Origin of the sequence: Hyphomonas sp., from assembly GCF_036964145.1 — a bacterium.
GTDB lineage: Bacteria > Pseudomonadota > Alphaproteobacteria > Caulobacterales > Hyphomonadaceae > Hyphomonas.
Genome location: NZ_JBALUC010000005.1, coordinates 237,740 through 252,629 on the forward strand (window position 1 = coordinate 237,740; position 14,890 = coordinate 252,629).

Sequence of the window (14,890 nt, forward strand, 5' to 3'; positions counted from 1 at the left end):
GACCAAAGGGACAGATTATGCCATCACGGATTACGCGCGAAGAAGCCGAATTGCTCCATTTGCCCAATGGGCGCACCGTCGCTGACGAAATCGCCGGCTTCGACCGGTTCTCGGATCTGATGGATACGCGCTTCAAGATTGCGGGCGTTCCGTTTGGTCTCGACTCCCTGCTCGGCCTCTTGCCCGTGGCAGGCGATGCGATCACGGGCGCGGCGGGCCTCTATGCGCTCGGCACGGCAGCGCGGCTCAAACTGCCCATCACGGCGCACATTCAGATCGTCTGGAATCTTGTTGTCGATGTGGTTATCGGCTCCGTCCCGCTGGCGGGCGACGTGTTCGACTTCTTCTTCCGGTCTCACCGCAAGAATTTCCGCGTGGTCGAGAAACACCTGATCAAGCGCGCCAAGCGTCATCACAAGGATCTGGCCAAAGCCTAGATGCTTGATTTGGAGCCTTCGGTCGCCCGCGAGATCAGCCATTCGCCCTTGCCGGATTCGCAGGCGGCGAACCGGCCGCGCTCCTTGCCCGGAATGACATAGCTGAGATCCCGGCAGGTCAGCGTCACGCTGCGATCGACCTGCGCCGTCACCGACCGCTGCACCGCGCGATATTCGCTGACCGAATAGCTGACCGTCTTCAGCACCGGACGGCTCGCTTCGCGCGTCGTGGTCTGCTCGATGGTGATCTCTATCCGCCCGCCTTCTGGCAGGGTAATCTCCGAGATCGTGCCATCCTGCGCGGAATTCACGATTGTCAGGAACTCGGCCTGCAGCGTCTCAAGCGCCGCCTCGGATACAGGCGCATCCGCGGTGCGCTGCACGCGCTCGGCCATGAAGGCTTCGACCTTTTGCGACGCCTGTTGCACCGGCACCGGGCGATCAAAGGCGCGCACATGGGCCACGTTCGGCTTCAGGGCCGGCGGCACGGCGCGCTCGACCGGGGTCTGCGCGACCAGCACCAGGGGCTTGGACGGTTTCAGCGACGCCGTGGTCGGCATCGGGCCTGAATAGGCGGCCCAGGTCGCAGCCGGCTTCGCTTTCGGCGTCCGCACCAGCGGCTTGACCTGCGGCGTCGGCGCGACCGGCAGGCTCACCGCATTGGCCATCGACACATACTGCACCGGCGCGCGCAGCGCCTGCACTTCCGCAGCGGCCACCCGGCGCGCCTCGGCAAGACGGTCGGCTTCCAGATTGGCAAGGCGCATGGCCTCCGCCTCGGCATGGGCGATACGGCGCGCTTCCAGTTCGGCGAGACGGGTCGCCTCGGCGCGCATGGCGGCGGCCTGCTCTGCGTCCAGTTCAGCCCGACGGATCGCTTCCATCCGGGCGACACGGGCGGCTTCCTCTTCGGCAAGGCGGCGCTTTTCTGCGGTCGCATCGGCAAGGCGGGTCGCTTCGGCGAGGCGCGCGAGGCGCTGCTCTTCGGCGAGTTGCTGGGCTTCGGCTTCTGCGATGGCAGCGGCGGCGCGGCGTTCCGCCTCAGCGGAGGCAGCCATTTCGGCGGCGCGCTGGGCCTCGACCTGCGCCTCGTTGCGGGCGGCAATGTCAAACGCGATGGCCTTGTAATCGAACCAGGGCTGGGCCGCCCCATCCATCGGCGCAGAGGCACTGGCCATGGCAAGGGCCGAGGCCTGGCTGGACGTGATGCGCTGGCTGGTCGCCGCTTTCAGGGCCGCGCGCGTTTCCGCCGCCGCCGCATCCTCGTCGCCATCGGCCGTGTCATTGCCAGTCAGCGCATTGTCGGCCGCCATGAAAGAGAGGCCCGCAAAGCCGAGCACGGCAAGGCCGGCAAAGGCGAGCTGGGACAGTTTCGACAGCCGCTCGCCCATCTTGGACTCATCATCGCCATCCCCGCCGCCGAGGCTCAGGCCATTCGACAGGGTGATCGCCGGCAGGGCGCCGCCCATGGACGACATCGCCCTCATCAGCATCGGCGCGCGACGTGGCTGCGGCTCGGTCATCGCATTGACGGGCCGCTTCGGCCTGGCCGCACGTATCGGCGCAGAACGGGTACGGCCAGCCTCCAGCGTCGGATACTGAATGCCGGATGTGATCGCCAGCGTAGACTGGGGCCGCACGGCGCGCCGCGCTTCCAGCCGCTCGCGGAAGGAGGCGTCGGGCGCTGGCCGCACCGGCGCGTCCACACGCTCATGGACACTGTCCAGAACGGCGCGGCGAAGGGAGTCGGGAAGAAGGGAAACGGGCTCATGCCCATCTGTCATGTGCGTCTCAAGCATGACCCTATCTAACCTCCCTCTGCCTACCTTAACCTTAACGGCCCGACTATATCGCGTTAACCGAGATCAAACTATCCCTCCCGGCAAAGAGTCTTGTGAGAGTTGCGTGACCGCCCGGATCGTGTGCAGCGCTTGTCACGACGGGCTTTCCCACCTATTGCATCCCCGCAATCAGCAGGCCCCATAGAAGGTACAAATTCATGTCCGTTTCCGCTCCGAAAAAAGTCGTGCTCGCCTATTCCGGCGGACTGGACACGTCGATCATCCTGAAATGGCTGCAGACGGAATTCGGCGCCGAAGTCGTCACCTTCACCGCAGACCTCGGCCAGGGCGAGGAGCTGGAGCCCGCCCGCGCCAAGGCGCTCGCCGCCGGGGTCAAGCCGGAGAACATCTTCATCGAAGACGTGCGCGAGGAATTCGTCCGCGACTTCGTCTTCCCGATGTTCCGCGCCAATGCCGTCTATGAAGGCGTCTACCTGCTCGGCACCTCGATTGCCCGGCCGCTGATCTCCAAGCGCCAGATCGAGATCGCAGACATGGTCGGCGCCGACGCCGTCTGTCATGGCGCGACCGGCAAGGGCAATGACCAGGTCCGCTTCGAGCTTGGCTATTATGGCCTGAACCCCGACATCAAGGTCATCGCCCCGTGGCGCGACTGGGATTTCAAATCCCGCACAGATTTGCTCGCCTTCGCCGAACAGCACGGGATCGAGATCACAAAGGACAAGCGCGGCGAGGCCCCCTTCTCCGTCGATGCAAACCTGCTGCACTCCTCCTCTGAAGGCAAAGTCCTCGAAGACCCGGCAGAGCCCGCACCGGAATTCGTCCATATGCGGACGATCAGCCCGGAAGACGCCCCCGATGAAGCCGAGATCATCACGATCGGCTTCGAGCGCGGCGACGCGGTCTCGATCAATGGCGAGGACATGTCGCCCGCCACTCTGCTCACCGCGCTCAACGCCTATGGCAAGAAGCATGGCATCGGCCGGCTGGACCTGCTCGAAAACCGCTTTGTCGGCATGAAGTCGCGCGGCATCTATGAGACGCCCGGCGGCACCATCCTGCTGACGGCGCATCGCGGCATCGAACAGGCCACGCTCGACAAGGGCGCGGCCCATCTGAAAGACGAGCTGATGCCGCGCTATGCGGAGCTGATCTATAATGGCTTCTGGTGGAGCCCGGAGCGCGAAATGCTACAGGCCGCCATCGACCATTCCCAGCGCTGGGTGACGGGCGAAGTCACGCTGAAGCTCTACAAGGGCCAGGCCTACCTCACCGGCCGCTCCAGCCCCTATTCTCTGTACCGGGAAGACATCGTCACCTTCGAAGACGACCACGGCGCTTATGATCAGAAAGACGCCGAGGGCTTCATCAAGCTGAACGCGTTGCGCTTGCGGTTGCTGGCGGGGCGGGACCGGAAGTTCGGGAAGAATGACTAACAAACCAACTCTTGCGATTGTGTGCGGGCACTGCAAGGAAACAGTGATTGCGCACGCGCATTATTGGCAGGTTTTGCCCGAGGACGACATTTTCGAGCATGTTGAAGTTAGCGTTTCCTGCAACAACTGCTTTAAGCTTTCAATATTGACCTTTGTTTTCTTTCCAAGGGCACAACGGCATACTGAATTGCAGAAAACCCTTCTTGCGGAGCTCGAATCTGGGATCCCAATTTCTGCCAAGCCGGGTCGACAAAATCCCTCGCTTACACGCCTTCTCCCTCGAGGCGCACCGTATAATGAGCTTAGTGAAGCCTGGAACGAGGCTGAAAGAGCATACTCCAGGAATGATATGCCCACACTAGCCACCATAGCGTATAGGCGGGTTCTGGAAGGGGCAGCAAAGTATCTCGACAATCAAGGTGCCGATAAAAAAGTACCACTTGGGCCGCGAATGAAGAGCCTTAAAGAAAACGGAATCATCAGCCAAGAATTGTACGATCTAACTTCGCAAGCTCTGGAATTTGGCAATGCCGCAGCTCATGAATCTAAGCCCCTGAAACAAGCAGACGCTAGAGTAGCACGCGATCTGGCAGAGGCATTTCTGAGGCAAGCTTTTTCTGTTCCACGACTTCTGCTTGATGCGAAAGAAGCGCTAGAAGCACGAGCAAACGAAGTTGATGATGACGAAGTACCTTTCTGATTAAGATACACACAGAGTCATGCCGTTTCCTATGACGTACTGTGACCTTCGGCTCGGCCTACACCCCCAATCAAGCAATAGCTTATGGCGTAACTTCACTCTCCTACTCAGGATGAGTCCGGTGTTTGCTGCACTCTCTATTGCCAATCCCCGACCTATGCGCCAAATCGCGTCCCATGCCCATCCGTCCCTACACCCCTTCCGACCTCCCTGCTCTCTACGCCATCAACCAGGCCTCAACGCCCGGTGTGGGGCATGAGGCAACGGCAGAGGGCCTGAAGCGCTGGATTGATCTGGCCACCTGCCTCGTCGCGACAGATGCAGGCGGCGCGCCGCTCGGCTTCATCAATTTGATCGAGCCCGGCACGCTGGCCTATGAGAGCGCCAATCTCCGCTGGTTCGAAGCGTGGCAGGCGGAGCAAGACTGTGACCTGCTCTATGTCGACCGCATCGCCCTATCCGAGGCCACGCGCGGACAGGGCCTCGGCCAGCGCCTCTATGAGGCCGCATTCGACCTCGCCAGGGGCCGCCAATGGCTCGGCGCGGAAGTGAACACAGACCCGGACAATCCGGGCTCACACAAATTCCATACCCGCTTGGGATTCGCCTGTGTCGGCGAGAAACGCTACACGCCGGATTATGCCGTCGCCTATTATGCTCGCCCGGTGTGAGCCCTCCATAAAAAAGTCCCCCGGAAACACCGGGGGAAGGTCCGAGGAAACGCAGACAGGGATTGGAAGGAGAGAGCAAAGACGGCTCGCCTTAATTAGGCGGAACGGAACAATCATCCGTGGGCGTGATGATCCAGTCGCCTCCACAATCCCAGATACAGGAAAAGCCCGTATCCATGACGAGGGTGCAGCTATAGGAGGTCGTACCAGCGGGCTCAGCCCATGGCGCGAGGGACATGTTCTGCGCGCGGTTCACCACCGGGACAGACGCGTCGGTCACAGGCAATCCTGTGCCAACCATCATGATTGCGGCCAGAGGGGCCGCCAAGAGAGACAACATATCTATTCTCCAAGTCAGTTGAAGGAAATGTTGCCTGGCCAAGCCCTTGCAGCATAGCGCAGCTAGAAAGAGATTTCTACTATTTGGAGAATTTTTGTTTTCAAGGTTCCAAGAATGCCTTCATTTCCAGCATTTTTCTCCCCTCAGCCATGCATTCGCTTGCCTGGGGCTAGGTAAGGCCGGGGTCGCGGAGTTGAGGGGAAAGAAATCTCTCTCCCCCGCAGGCCCCTGCGGAGGCAGGGGCCTATCTCCGGATGTTTCCTCCTGTGCATGAGGGAGCAGCAGGAGATGGATCCTGCCTCGGGAAATCGCAGTGCGATTTCTTATCCTCGGCAGCTGCGCAGGTATCTTCGGAGGTGAGGTTTTGATCCCGTATCCGTCTGATACTCCCTCACCCCATACTAAGCATCTGCTCTCACAGGAGCCGGATCAGGTACCGTTCTGGTTGTGGGGGCAGGGTCAGGAGGGTGCGGGTCGGAGATACGGTCCGATGCGCGCCTAGGCAGGTCAGGCCAGGGTGGGCTTGCGAAGGCAAGTTGGGAATCCGCCTCGTCCGGTCGCACGGGAGTAAGACCTCCCCGGATGGGCCATGCGTGTCAAAAGCACGGTGGAATCATTCGCGCGGCGCCGGTAACGAAGACCCGGGACCACGGGCCCCCTTGAGGGTGCTCGCCGAAATTCCTGGCCGGCGCGGCGGGCGGTAACGCTCCATTCCGTAGCCTTTATTTATTTCAGGCGGAGCGCCACGGCGCCTGCCGCGCCGACGGTTCCGTGAGGGGCCGGCTACGAGATACCCGGATGGCGTGCGCCAGTCCGGCTTTGGGTGCTGCCGAGGAACGGGAGCGGCCCGGGCACGTTGCTTCCTCATGCCGAGCCTGTCAGACGCCAAGCATCTCAAGAAGGATCCGGACCGCGTGCTGCACGGCAAGTGGGCGCTGCCGGGTGCTGCGGGCCTCGGCTTCCTGGAAGGCAGTTTCGTGATCGCCCCGATGGAGCCGCTCTTCATCCCGCTGATGGCAAGCCGGGGGCGCGGCGCGTGGGTCATCGCGCTGGCCCTTCTGGTCGGGAATGTGCTGGGCGGCCTGCTCATGTATGGCCTTGGCGCCCTGCTGGCCGAGCCGGTGATCGAGCCCTTCATCCGCTGGATGGGGGCGATGGAATCGTATCGCGAGACGGTGGAGACGCTGAAACAGGACGGCTTCGCGACACTGTTCATGATCGGCATTACCCCCTTCCCCTACCAGGTCGGCACGGCGGCGGCCGGCGCGGTGCAATATGCGCTGCTGCCCTTTATTGCGGCCATCCTGCTGGCGCGCGGCATTCGCTATTTCGCGCTTGCCGGGCTGGTCATGGTGATTGGCGAACGGGCGCAGGACTGGATCCAGAAACATGAGGGCAAGATCATGGCTGGCGGGATCCTCCTCTTTCTCGGCCTGCTCGTCTGGATGGTCCTGCGATAAGGCGACTGCCCGCATGTCTGGCTCCCCTGTCGCAAACCCGCTAAAGCCCGCGCATGAGCGAAATCGCCTCTTTCGACACGATTGTCCTCGGCGCCGGCGCGGCGGGCCTGTTCCATGCGGGCCTTGCCGGTCAGCGCGGGCGGCGGGTGCTGGTGCTGGACCATGCGAAACGCGCGGCCGACAAGGTGCGTATCTCCGGCGGCGGGCGGTGCAATTTCACCAATCTGGAAACACGCGCCGACCGCTTCCTCAGCCAGAACCCGCATTTCGCGAAATCGGCGCTCGCCCGCTACACGGCCTGGGATTTCATTTCCCTGATGGCCGCCCACGGCCTGACCTATACCGAAAAGCACAAGGGCCAGCTCTTCTGCGACCAGAAATCCGGCGCCATCATCCAGATGCTGCTTGACGAGTGCGACAAGGGCGGGGCGGAGATTCGCCTGTCCACGGAGGTTTCGGACGTCGCGCATCGGGATGGCCGTTTCCTCGTTGAGACAAGTGGCGGCGTGGTCAGCGCAGAGCGGCTCATCGTTGCCACGGGCGGGCTCTCCATTCCCAAGATGGGCGCGACCGGCCTTGCCTATGACATTGCCCGCCAGTTCGGGCACGACATCGTGGAGACGCGGCCCGGCCTTGTCCCCTTCACCTTTTCGGGCGAGCTCGGCGAGAAGTTTGCCGCCATTTCCGGCGTCGCCACACCCGTCATCGCCAGCGTGCCCGGTGCACGCTTTGACGAAGACCTGCTGTTCACCCATCGCGGCCTGTCCGGCCCGGCAGCGCTGCAGACCTCCTCCTACTGGCATCAGGGCGAAACCCTGTCGCTCAGCCTGCAGACGAAAGAAGATGTGGGGGACGCGCTGCGCACGGCCAAGCAGGCCACGCCGAAGCAGACGCTTGTAAAGGCGCTGGAAGCCCACGTCCCTGCCCGCCTCGCTGGCCTGATCGCCGATGTGGGACCGCTTCCGCAAGATGCCCGGCTGGCGGACCTTTCCCACGCCGCCATCGACGAGTTCGCAGCCTTCCTCAAGGATTGGCGCGTCACCCCGATGGGCACGGAAGGCTATCGCACCGCCGAAGTCACCGTGGGCGGAATATCAACCGACGACCTCGACCAGAAGACCATGGAAAGCCGGCATGTGCCCGGCCTGCATTTCATCGGCGAATGCGTGGACGTCACCGGCTGGCTGGGCGGATACAATTTCCAATGGGCCTGGGCCAGCGCCCACGCCGCCGCAATGCCCTGATCAGGGCGTCCAGCGCGGCCGCGACAGAAAGCCATCCCGCTTGCGCTGGGCGACGAGGTCCGTATGGTCGAGCTTCACCGGCGCCCCGCCCTGCGGCGTGTCGAGGGCCTGCAGGGCTTCGGCGAGTCGCTGATGGAACAGCGCATCAGTCTCGACCCGCAGCGGAAAGGGATGCTCCAGGATACGGGAATTGTTGGGATTGGTGTTGATTTCGTAGACTTCGACCTTGCCGTTCACCAGCGTGAAATCCGCGCGGCCGAAGGCGATCCCCGCTGCCTTGAAATGCTTCGCAATCGCCTCGGCATGGCGGTTCGTTTTGACCGCGTCCATTTCATCGAGATAGAGCGCCTCATTGGCGACGCCCTCCTTGCCATATTTGGCATGCCAGGTTTCGTCGTGGACGGACATTCCAGTGATGACGCGGCCCCGGACACAATAGGCGGCGAGCTTGCGGAACAGGCCCTCCCCGATCGGCTCGGCGCAATATTCGACAAACATCAGGTCGGCGCGGCACAGGCCAGATTCCACGGCTGCGTCCAGCGCGGCCTGCGCGTCTTCGGTATTGGCCAACAAATCCGACAGCGCGCCCCGGTGCGCTGCACGCGTGCGCAGGAAGACAGGGTAGCGATCCGGCAGGCCGTCCGTTTCGGCATCCCAGACCGCGAAACTGTTCAGCCCCTCCGCCTTCAATCGCTTCAGCATGGGCAGGCGCGTCAATGCGGTGGCCGGATCGTTCAGCACGGTCAGGCCAGCCGCCGCCATATTGCGAAAGGCCTTGGCCGCAAGTTCCCGGGTCCAGAAGTTGATACGGTCAAAATCGGTAAAGATGTAGGTCGCGCGCGGCAGGGACGCTTTCCGCAACAACTGGTTGTACGACATCAGGCCAATTTTCGGCATGCCAGGAACATCGCGCAGTTCACGCACGGCATATTTGTGCGCGCCGGAGGTAATGAAACAGATCAAGTTCTCGTCCCTGTGTGTCGGCGCCTAGACGGCGTCTGCAACGCCATCATGATGATTCCGGAACCAGCTCATGCCGTCCCTGATTTCCCGGACCTGCCGCGCTCCGATGACCAGCATCAACCCGGCATAAACGAGCATACCTGTCGCAACCAGGCAGGCAATGGTGACAACCTCCGGCAATCCCTCCGGCAGGAAACTCCGGACCCACCACACGGCCCCGACCATGCCCAAAGCGCTCAGCAGCGCCCGCCAGCCGACCGTCAGCTGGTGCAGAGCCGAATAGCCCGCAGCCTTCTGCACAAGCCAGGCGGACAGCGGCCAGGTCAGGAAGGTGCGCAGCGCGATCATCGCCGCAATCCCGGAGACCCCATAAGGCATCAGGAAGGGTGCCATAACACCCAGCAGCACGATGCCGATCATCAGGATCAGGAGCGGAGAGCGGCTGTCGCCGACCCCTCGCAGGATCGCGATATTGAAAGTGCCGGTGGCATCCCGGATGCCCAGAATCAGGAAGATCTGGACAGGAAGGATTGCGGCCACCCATTCCTCTCCAACAAGGAGCGGGATCAGCAGCGGCGCGACCATGGCCAGCCCCAGCGTGGCAGGATAGATCGCGGCCGTCGTCATGGCAAAGACCCGGTCGAGCAAATCATGGACCGTCTTGCGGCTGGACTGCAGGCGCGCAACCACATTCATGGCAATCTCGTTGAACGGTCCCATCAGCAATTCCGTCAACATGCCAGAGACATTGCCTGCCATAGCCAGCAAGCCGACGGCGCGTTCCCCGCCGACGATACTGAGCAGGAAGCGCGGAATGGCATCATCGATATATCCGAGCAAATAGGTCAGTACCGTATCGCGATTGAATCCGAACAGCTCCCGAAACGCCTCGCCGCTGACGGCAAAGCCTGGTCGCCACTTCGCGACATAGATAATGCCAGCCGCCGAGATGACCGTCCCGACCGCCATGCTGAGGACGAGCGCCCAAACCCCGAACCCCATGATCGCCAGCACGAGCCCCGTCCCGGTGGAAACCACTTCCGATACGGTTTCGATCAAGACCACCTTCTCATTTTCCAGGCGTCTCTGAAGCAACGCGCCGGGCACCCCCTCGATACTGCCCACGACCATGAGGAGGCTGAGCGCCGGCAGGACGTCTGCAACAGCCGGAGCTCCTATGAGGCTGGCGATAGGGCCAGCCAGCAAGGCGATCACAAGCGAGAACAGGATTGTCAGGCCTGAATTCAGCCAAAAAGTCGTATCAAGGTGCGTGTCAGTGATTTCCTCGCGCTGCTGCAGACTTTCGGTCAATGGCGGGCCGACGAAAATTCCGACCACGCCAAACACCAGACTGGCAAGCGCCATGACGCCATAGGGCTCTGGCCCCAGAATGCGCGCCATAATCGCAAAGCTCACAAGGCCAAAAACCGCAGAGCCCCAAGAGTGCGCAAACATCCAGACAAGGTTGCGCATGGCCCGGCGTATGACGAGAGAGGCCGTCATGTCAGACGGTGATCGGTATCTTGCCGGGGGCATCCATGAAACGGGTCATCGCCTGAAGCACAGCCTTTCCGGTCTCGGTCAATCGACCTTCCCGGCGGACGATGTCGGCCGAGTCACGCTGGATGGCTTCCGCCTCCCTAAGGATCGTGCGGAGCCGACGCCGCTCCAGCCATCCGAACTCCTTGCTGGCCAGCATGTGGCGCAACACCCAGATCATTCGCGCGGACACGAACGACGCATGGAAGATACCTTCAAGCGGGCGTTTTGTGCGCCGGATCGGAGACCAGAAGAGTTCCGAATCCGGATTCTCCACCAGCATCTCGTTCTTGCAGGCGCCAAACAGGGCGGCATGGCCTTCCTCGTGCGCGAGCGTGACGATCAGGTCTGCGACAGACGCCTTGCGCTCAGCATTCAGGGCGACAGCGCCCCAGAGGCGGAAACATGTGCCGCCTTCGAATTCGAGCGAGCCTTCCGCCGGACCGACCAGGATCAACTCTCCCAGCAAGGCATTCATCTCATCGTGCAACTCAGGCAGATGGTGCTCAATCCAGGTAATAGCTTCCCGCAGTTTCGTCGCGAAGCGGTCAGCCTGCGCCTGATCTGGCTGGGTTACACCTGCGGCGCCCGTTTCCGGAGCCCCCATAAATGTTTCAATTCGGCGACTGTCTGGCTCGGCATAGTCACGCCCCAGAACAGTAATCTTCGTACCGCGCATGACAGGCTGTACCATTAGGATACGCTGAATAAGCGCCACACCTGTTTCGGTGTCTCCGGCTTGCAGGGCCTCGACGACGTCATAGTACATCCCGAACACGGCGGACGACAGGCGTTGGGCTGGTCCAATATTCTGGTGCCAGGCTTCAAAGTCAGAAGCGAGCCGGGGGGCTTCATTGCTCAACTCTTCGGCAAGGTATCGAAGACTGTCATACAGACCATCATGCATGGCCTGATTGGTCGCGTCGGCGTCGCCAGAGTTTGGAATAAATTGGAAATGCAGCATTTTCGACGGATCTCTCGGCGTACACAAACCTGAAGATGTGCACCGCCTCTTACGAGGCGGTGCACGTTCGCTAGCGCTGGTAAACTACCAAAACTTGAAGAATTTTCTTCCGCCGCGCCGGCGTTTGTTGCGACCTCCCTTGCAGCCCACCATCGTATCGTTTTTCGCGTCACGAAGGTTGCTGAAGCCGAGGAGCATTTCTTTCTTGAGGTTCATAAGAGTACTCCCTTAGTTCCCACCATCATTGGTGGGACTCACCATCTTGCAGATTCCGTGCAACTTTCCAGTTGAATCTCGTTGCAAGCGAAAAAAGTCATGGCTGGCCTCCCGCGAGCGTATGCCCCCTCGAACCAGTGCGCGCCTGGGCAGTCAAAGACCGTTTTTCTCACCGCGCGTGTTAAGCCGGATTTGCTCTCCGCGGTCTTGACGTTACGCGCGTCGCGCCTTCACGCACCCGCCCAGATCAGGGCCTGAAAATCTTGCACCGCATGCCCGGAATGCCTTGGCACACCGAACCGAATCCCGTGCCACGACGGAGGGAATAATCCTAATTCAGGTTGTGAAGACCCGGCTGGGCTCAAACCGGCCCGCGCGGACATCTCCCAAGGCAACCGCATGACCGTCACAGACGGCAATGGCAGCCCGGTCGTCCGGATCGTCAGAGGTTTCGTCCTTCCAGCGCTCGACAACATGCGGGAGCAGAACGATGGTTCGACCATGACGGATGTTGCCGGCCTCTTCGCGGGTGATGTCCACACTTGGCACATTCTCCAGCATGGCGTGGATCGGCTGGAGGAACCCCATCAGGGTCTCCATGTCTTCGGCTTCCTCGATCTTTGCGAGCGGAATGGCAGTTGGGGCGCCGAACTGGCCGACGCGCGTGCGTCGCAACTGGCTGATATGGCCTTCACAGTCGAGGTCGAACGCCAAATCCCGCGCCATGGCGCGGACATAGAACCCCTTGCCGGACGTCACATGGATGACCGTATGATCCGCATCCGGCATTCCAATGATATCAGCATTGAACACATCGACTTCGCGGGAGGTGAGTTCGAACTCCTCCCCTTCCCTCGCAAGGTCATAAGCGCGCTGGCCGTCAACCTTGATGGCGGAGAATTTCGGCGGCACCTGTTCAATCGTGCCGATATAGCCCTTGAGAAGCGCTTCCACCTGTTCACGTGTCGGCCGCGCGTCAGACGTGGCGGTCACCTCGCCTTCGGCATCCTGGCTTTCGGTCGATATGCCCCACCGAATGGTGAAGACATATTCCTTCTGCGCGTCCATCGCCCACTGGACGGTCTTGGTCGCCTCTCCGAAAGCAATCGGCAGGATGCCGTCCGCCAGCGGATCCAGCGTCCCGCCATGACCGACCTTCTGGGCATTGTACTTCCGCTTCAGGATGGCAACCGCCTGGGTGGACGTGATGTCGACAGGTTTGAACAGGTTGAGCCACCCGTTGATCGGGTCGCCTTTGCGCTTTCTTTGACGGGCCAAGTTGCAGATCTTTCTGGTTGCGCCGGCACGCGGTTCGAACGCGGGCAGCGGTGGGTCGAAAAGGATTAAGGCGCGGCCTTACGCAGCCCCGTCCAGCCCGTCAAGCCGATGGGGTCAGCCCTGCGTCAATGATGTCAGGAGGCGTCGCGAATGATTTCGGCATCCTGATCGAACAGGACTTCGGATTCTGTCTCCGCTGTCGCGGCCTCGACCTCCGTTTCCCGTTGCCTGGACTTCGGCACAATGTCCGGGCCACGCGACAGGGTCTGTGCCTTCTGCGCTTCGGTGGGAAGATTCAGATTCACGAGATCCAGATCAAGGTCAAAGTCGCCCCGGATTTCCCGATCCCCGGAATCCATCTTGTGCCGCACCACATCGCGAATGCGCATCAGGACGTCCCGGTTATTGTCGACGAGCGGGATCCGCCGTCCATCCGACGCGCCGATCACCAGACGGTAATAAGGCTGGCGCCGCTTCATGCGACGCGCCATCATGGCCGCGCGGATGCCCAGGACAAATCCCAGGAGCGTCAGCACGCCTCCAATGACGAGCGCGATGAAGCTGGAGCCATTACCCGGAAACAGGCCGCCCCAGGCGAGCGCCATCAGGCCAAAGAACAAATTGATCACGAAAAACGACGCATACAGGCTTTGGGCCCGTTTGTTCGTCGCAGTTTCCCATGGAGAGAATTCCATGGACTCCACTGACATGGTGGCGATGCACTGAATGGCGATCGTGTCTTCGCCCATCTGAAGCGATGCGGAAGAAATCTCTCCGCGCCGGGCCCCTTCCATGTCGAGCGTCTGGCGGTCCATCGGTTCGGCCCCTGCTTGCGATCATGAAACGCTCGCAATCCGTGCGGCGCGAGTCAACTTACAACCTGTCCAGAGAGTGCCGGTTGGGTGTTATTCCTGGTCCAGATCGCGTCTCACGCGAGGATCCGCCAGCAAGCGGTCAATCGCGGTGGCCTCATCATAGGATCTGTCCGCGATGAAATGCAGCTGCGGCGTGAATTTCAGCTCGATCTCCCGGCCGAGCTTGCCGCGCAGGAAGCTCGCCGCCCGGTTCAGCGCTTCGGCGAGTTTGGCGCGGCCCGCTTCGCTGTCATCCCCGAGGGGAGAGACGAAGATGTTTGCATGCCGCAGGTCTGGCGAACAGCGGACCTCGCCCACCGTCACAATAATCCCTTTCAGGTCAGGGTCGCGAAAGTCTTCCCTGGCGAGAATGTCGGATATTGCGTGACGCACGAGTTCGCCCGCCCGCAATTGGCGCTGGCTGGGGAGACCCGGAGAAGAAGATTTGCGTGCCATTCAGACACCTGCTTTCTGTTTGAGGCGCTCCACAAAATTCCGGCGCGCCTGCTTGTCCTTGTTGAACCAGACATCGGGAATGATCAGGGCGTCCGCCCCCTTCACGAGTACCGACGTGAACCCCCGGTTGGCCTTGACCGACAGAATACTGGCCCAGTCGATCCGTGTTTCAATACCGCCACGCCGGACCTGAAGACAGTCATCCAGCGTGCATACTTCCGTTTCCAACCGGGTCACGCCGAACGGATCGTCCGCCGAGCGGTAGGACCAGCGGATAAAGATCAGATACCATGAGATCCCCGCTAACGCCGCGACCAGCGCCGACAGAAACCATTGCCAGTACGGGCTGAAGCCCGCCATTTCGATGGCATTCTTCATCATCACGGACATACTGGCCGAAATGATGGGTGCGGTGACACCGGCATAATAGATCGCTGTAGGCCCCACGATGCCGCGCCGCGAAAGGCGGGCTAGGCGTTTCTGGTCCTTTTCGTCCAGAAAGCCGGATATTTTGTCAGGCGCCGTCATCT

The 14,890-nt window shown here is 61.4% G+C and carries 16 protein-coding genes; 6 read left to right on the forward strand and 10 right to left on the reverse strand.

The features are described 5' to 3' along the window. The first annotated feature begins 17 nt into the window (after positions 1-17). On the forward strand, positions 18-437 hold the full coding sequence (locus tag V7660_RS15510) for a DUF4112 domain-containing protein (RefSeq protein WP_335603958.1): 420 nt from the start codon (positions 18-20) through the stop codon (positions 435-437). Here V7660_RS15510 and V7660_RS15515 read toward each other — a convergent pair. Continuing rightward, a complete protein-coding gene (locus V7660_RS15515; protein WP_335603959.1) occupies positions 434-2,236 on the reverse strand; it encodes a hypothetical protein in 1,803 nt (600 codons plus the stop codon). The two genes, V7660_RS15510 and V7660_RS15515, sit on opposite strands and share 4 nt — an antisense overlap. A gap of 200 nt (positions 2,237-2,436) precedes the next feature. Between V7660_RS15515 and V7660_RS15520 the strand changes: the two genes are divergently transcribed. From V7660_RS15520 to V7660_RS15530, 3 genes are all read left to right on the forward strand, one after another. Continuing rightward, positions 2,437-3,675, forward strand: a complete 1,239-nt coding sequence (locus V7660_RS15520; protein ID WP_335603960.1) for an argininosuccinate synthase — start codon at positions 2,437-2,439, stop codon at positions 3,673-3,675. Continuing rightward, positions 3,668-4,375, forward strand: coding sequence for a DUF4145 domain-containing protein (locus V7660_RS15525; protein ID WP_335603961.1), 708 nt, complete (start codon positions 3,668-3,670; stop codon positions 4,373-4,375). Before V7660_RS15520 ends, V7660_RS15525 begins: the two co-directional genes overlap by 8 nt. Before the next feature lie 176 nt (positions 4,376-4,551). Next, positions 4,552-5,046, forward strand: a complete 495-nt coding sequence (locus tag V7660_RS15530; RefSeq protein ID WP_335603962.1) for a GNAT family N-acetyltransferase — start codon at positions 4,552-4,554, stop codon at positions 5,044-5,046. Between the two features lie 91 nt (positions 5,047-5,137). Here the strand turns inward: V7660_RS15530 and V7660_RS15535 are convergent, their stop codons facing one another. Further along, the gene (locus tag V7660_RS15535; RefSeq protein ID WP_335603963.1) at positions 5,138-5,386 is read right to left on the reverse strand and encodes a hypothetical protein; all 249 of its coding nucleotides are present in this window, start codon (positions 5,384-5,386) and stop codon (positions 5,138-5,140) included. A gap of 866 nt (positions 5,387-6,252) precedes the next feature. Between V7660_RS15535 and V7660_RS15540 the strand changes: the two genes are divergently transcribed. Both V7660_RS15540 and V7660_RS15545 read left to right on the forward strand, forming a co-directional pair. Next, the gene (locus V7660_RS15540) at positions 6,253-6,846 is read left to right on the forward strand and encodes a YqaA family protein (protein ID WP_335603964.1); all 594 of its coding nucleotides are present in this window, start codon (positions 6,253-6,255) and stop codon (positions 6,844-6,846) included. A gap of 53 nt (positions 6,847-6,899) precedes the next feature. Further along, on the forward strand, positions 6,900-8,090 hold the full coding sequence (locus tag V7660_RS15545; RefSeq protein WP_335603965.1) for an NAD(P)/FAD-dependent oxidoreductase: 1,191 nt from the start codon (positions 6,900-6,902) through the stop codon (positions 8,088-8,090). Here the strand turns inward: V7660_RS15545 and V7660_RS15550 are convergent, their stop codons facing one another. The 8 genes from V7660_RS15550 to V7660_RS15585 form a co-directional block, all read right to left on the reverse strand. Further along, complete coding sequence (locus V7660_RS15550; RefSeq protein WP_335603966.1) at positions 8,091-9,053, reverse strand: hypothetical protein; 963 nt, start codon at positions 9,051-9,053, stop codon at positions 8,091-8,093. Between the two features lie 24 nt (positions 9,054-9,077). Then, on the reverse strand, positions 9,078-10,589 hold the full coding sequence (locus V7660_RS15555; protein ID WP_335603967.1) for a lipopolysaccharide biosynthesis protein: 1,512 nt from the start codon (positions 10,587-10,589) through the stop codon (positions 9,078-9,080). Beyond that, the gene (locus V7660_RS15560; RefSeq protein ID WP_335603968.1) at positions 10,558-11,556 is read right to left on the reverse strand and encodes an aKG-HExxH-type peptide beta-hydroxylase; all 999 of its coding nucleotides are present in this window, start codon (positions 11,554-11,556) and stop codon (positions 10,558-10,560) included. The genes V7660_RS15555 and V7660_RS15560 overlap by 32 nt, the downstream gene beginning before the upstream one ends. An 84-nt stretch (positions 11,557-11,640) precedes the next feature. After that, entirely contained in the window at positions 11,641-11,772 is a 132-nt protein-coding gene (locus V7660_RS15565) for a hypothetical protein (protein WP_335603969.1), read from the reverse strand. Positions 11,773-12,108: 336 nt separating this feature from the next. Continuing rightward, the gene (gene truB, locus V7660_RS15570) at positions 12,109-13,050 is read right to left on the reverse strand and encodes a tRNA pseudouridine(55) synthase TruB (RefSeq protein WP_335603970.1); all 942 of its coding nucleotides are present in this window, start codon (positions 13,048-13,050) and stop codon (positions 12,109-12,111) included. Positions 13,051-13,184: 134 nt separating this feature from the next. After that, positions 13,185-13,865 (reverse strand): DUF308 domain-containing protein, encoded by a 681-nt coding sequence (locus V7660_RS15575; RefSeq protein ID WP_335603971.1) that lies wholly within the window; start codon positions 13,863-13,865, stop codon positions 13,185-13,187. 90 nt (positions 13,866-13,955) lie between these two features. Next, a complete protein-coding gene (gene rbfA, locus V7660_RS15580; protein ID WP_335603972.1) occupies positions 13,956-14,360 on the reverse strand; it encodes a 30S ribosome-binding factor RbfA in 405 nt (134 codons plus the stop codon). Further along, on the reverse strand, positions 14,361-14,888 hold the full coding sequence (locus tag V7660_RS15585; protein ID WP_335603973.1) for a YcxB family protein: 528 nt from the start codon (positions 14,886-14,888) through the stop codon (positions 14,361-14,363). Positions 14,889-14,890 lie beyond the last annotated feature (2 nt).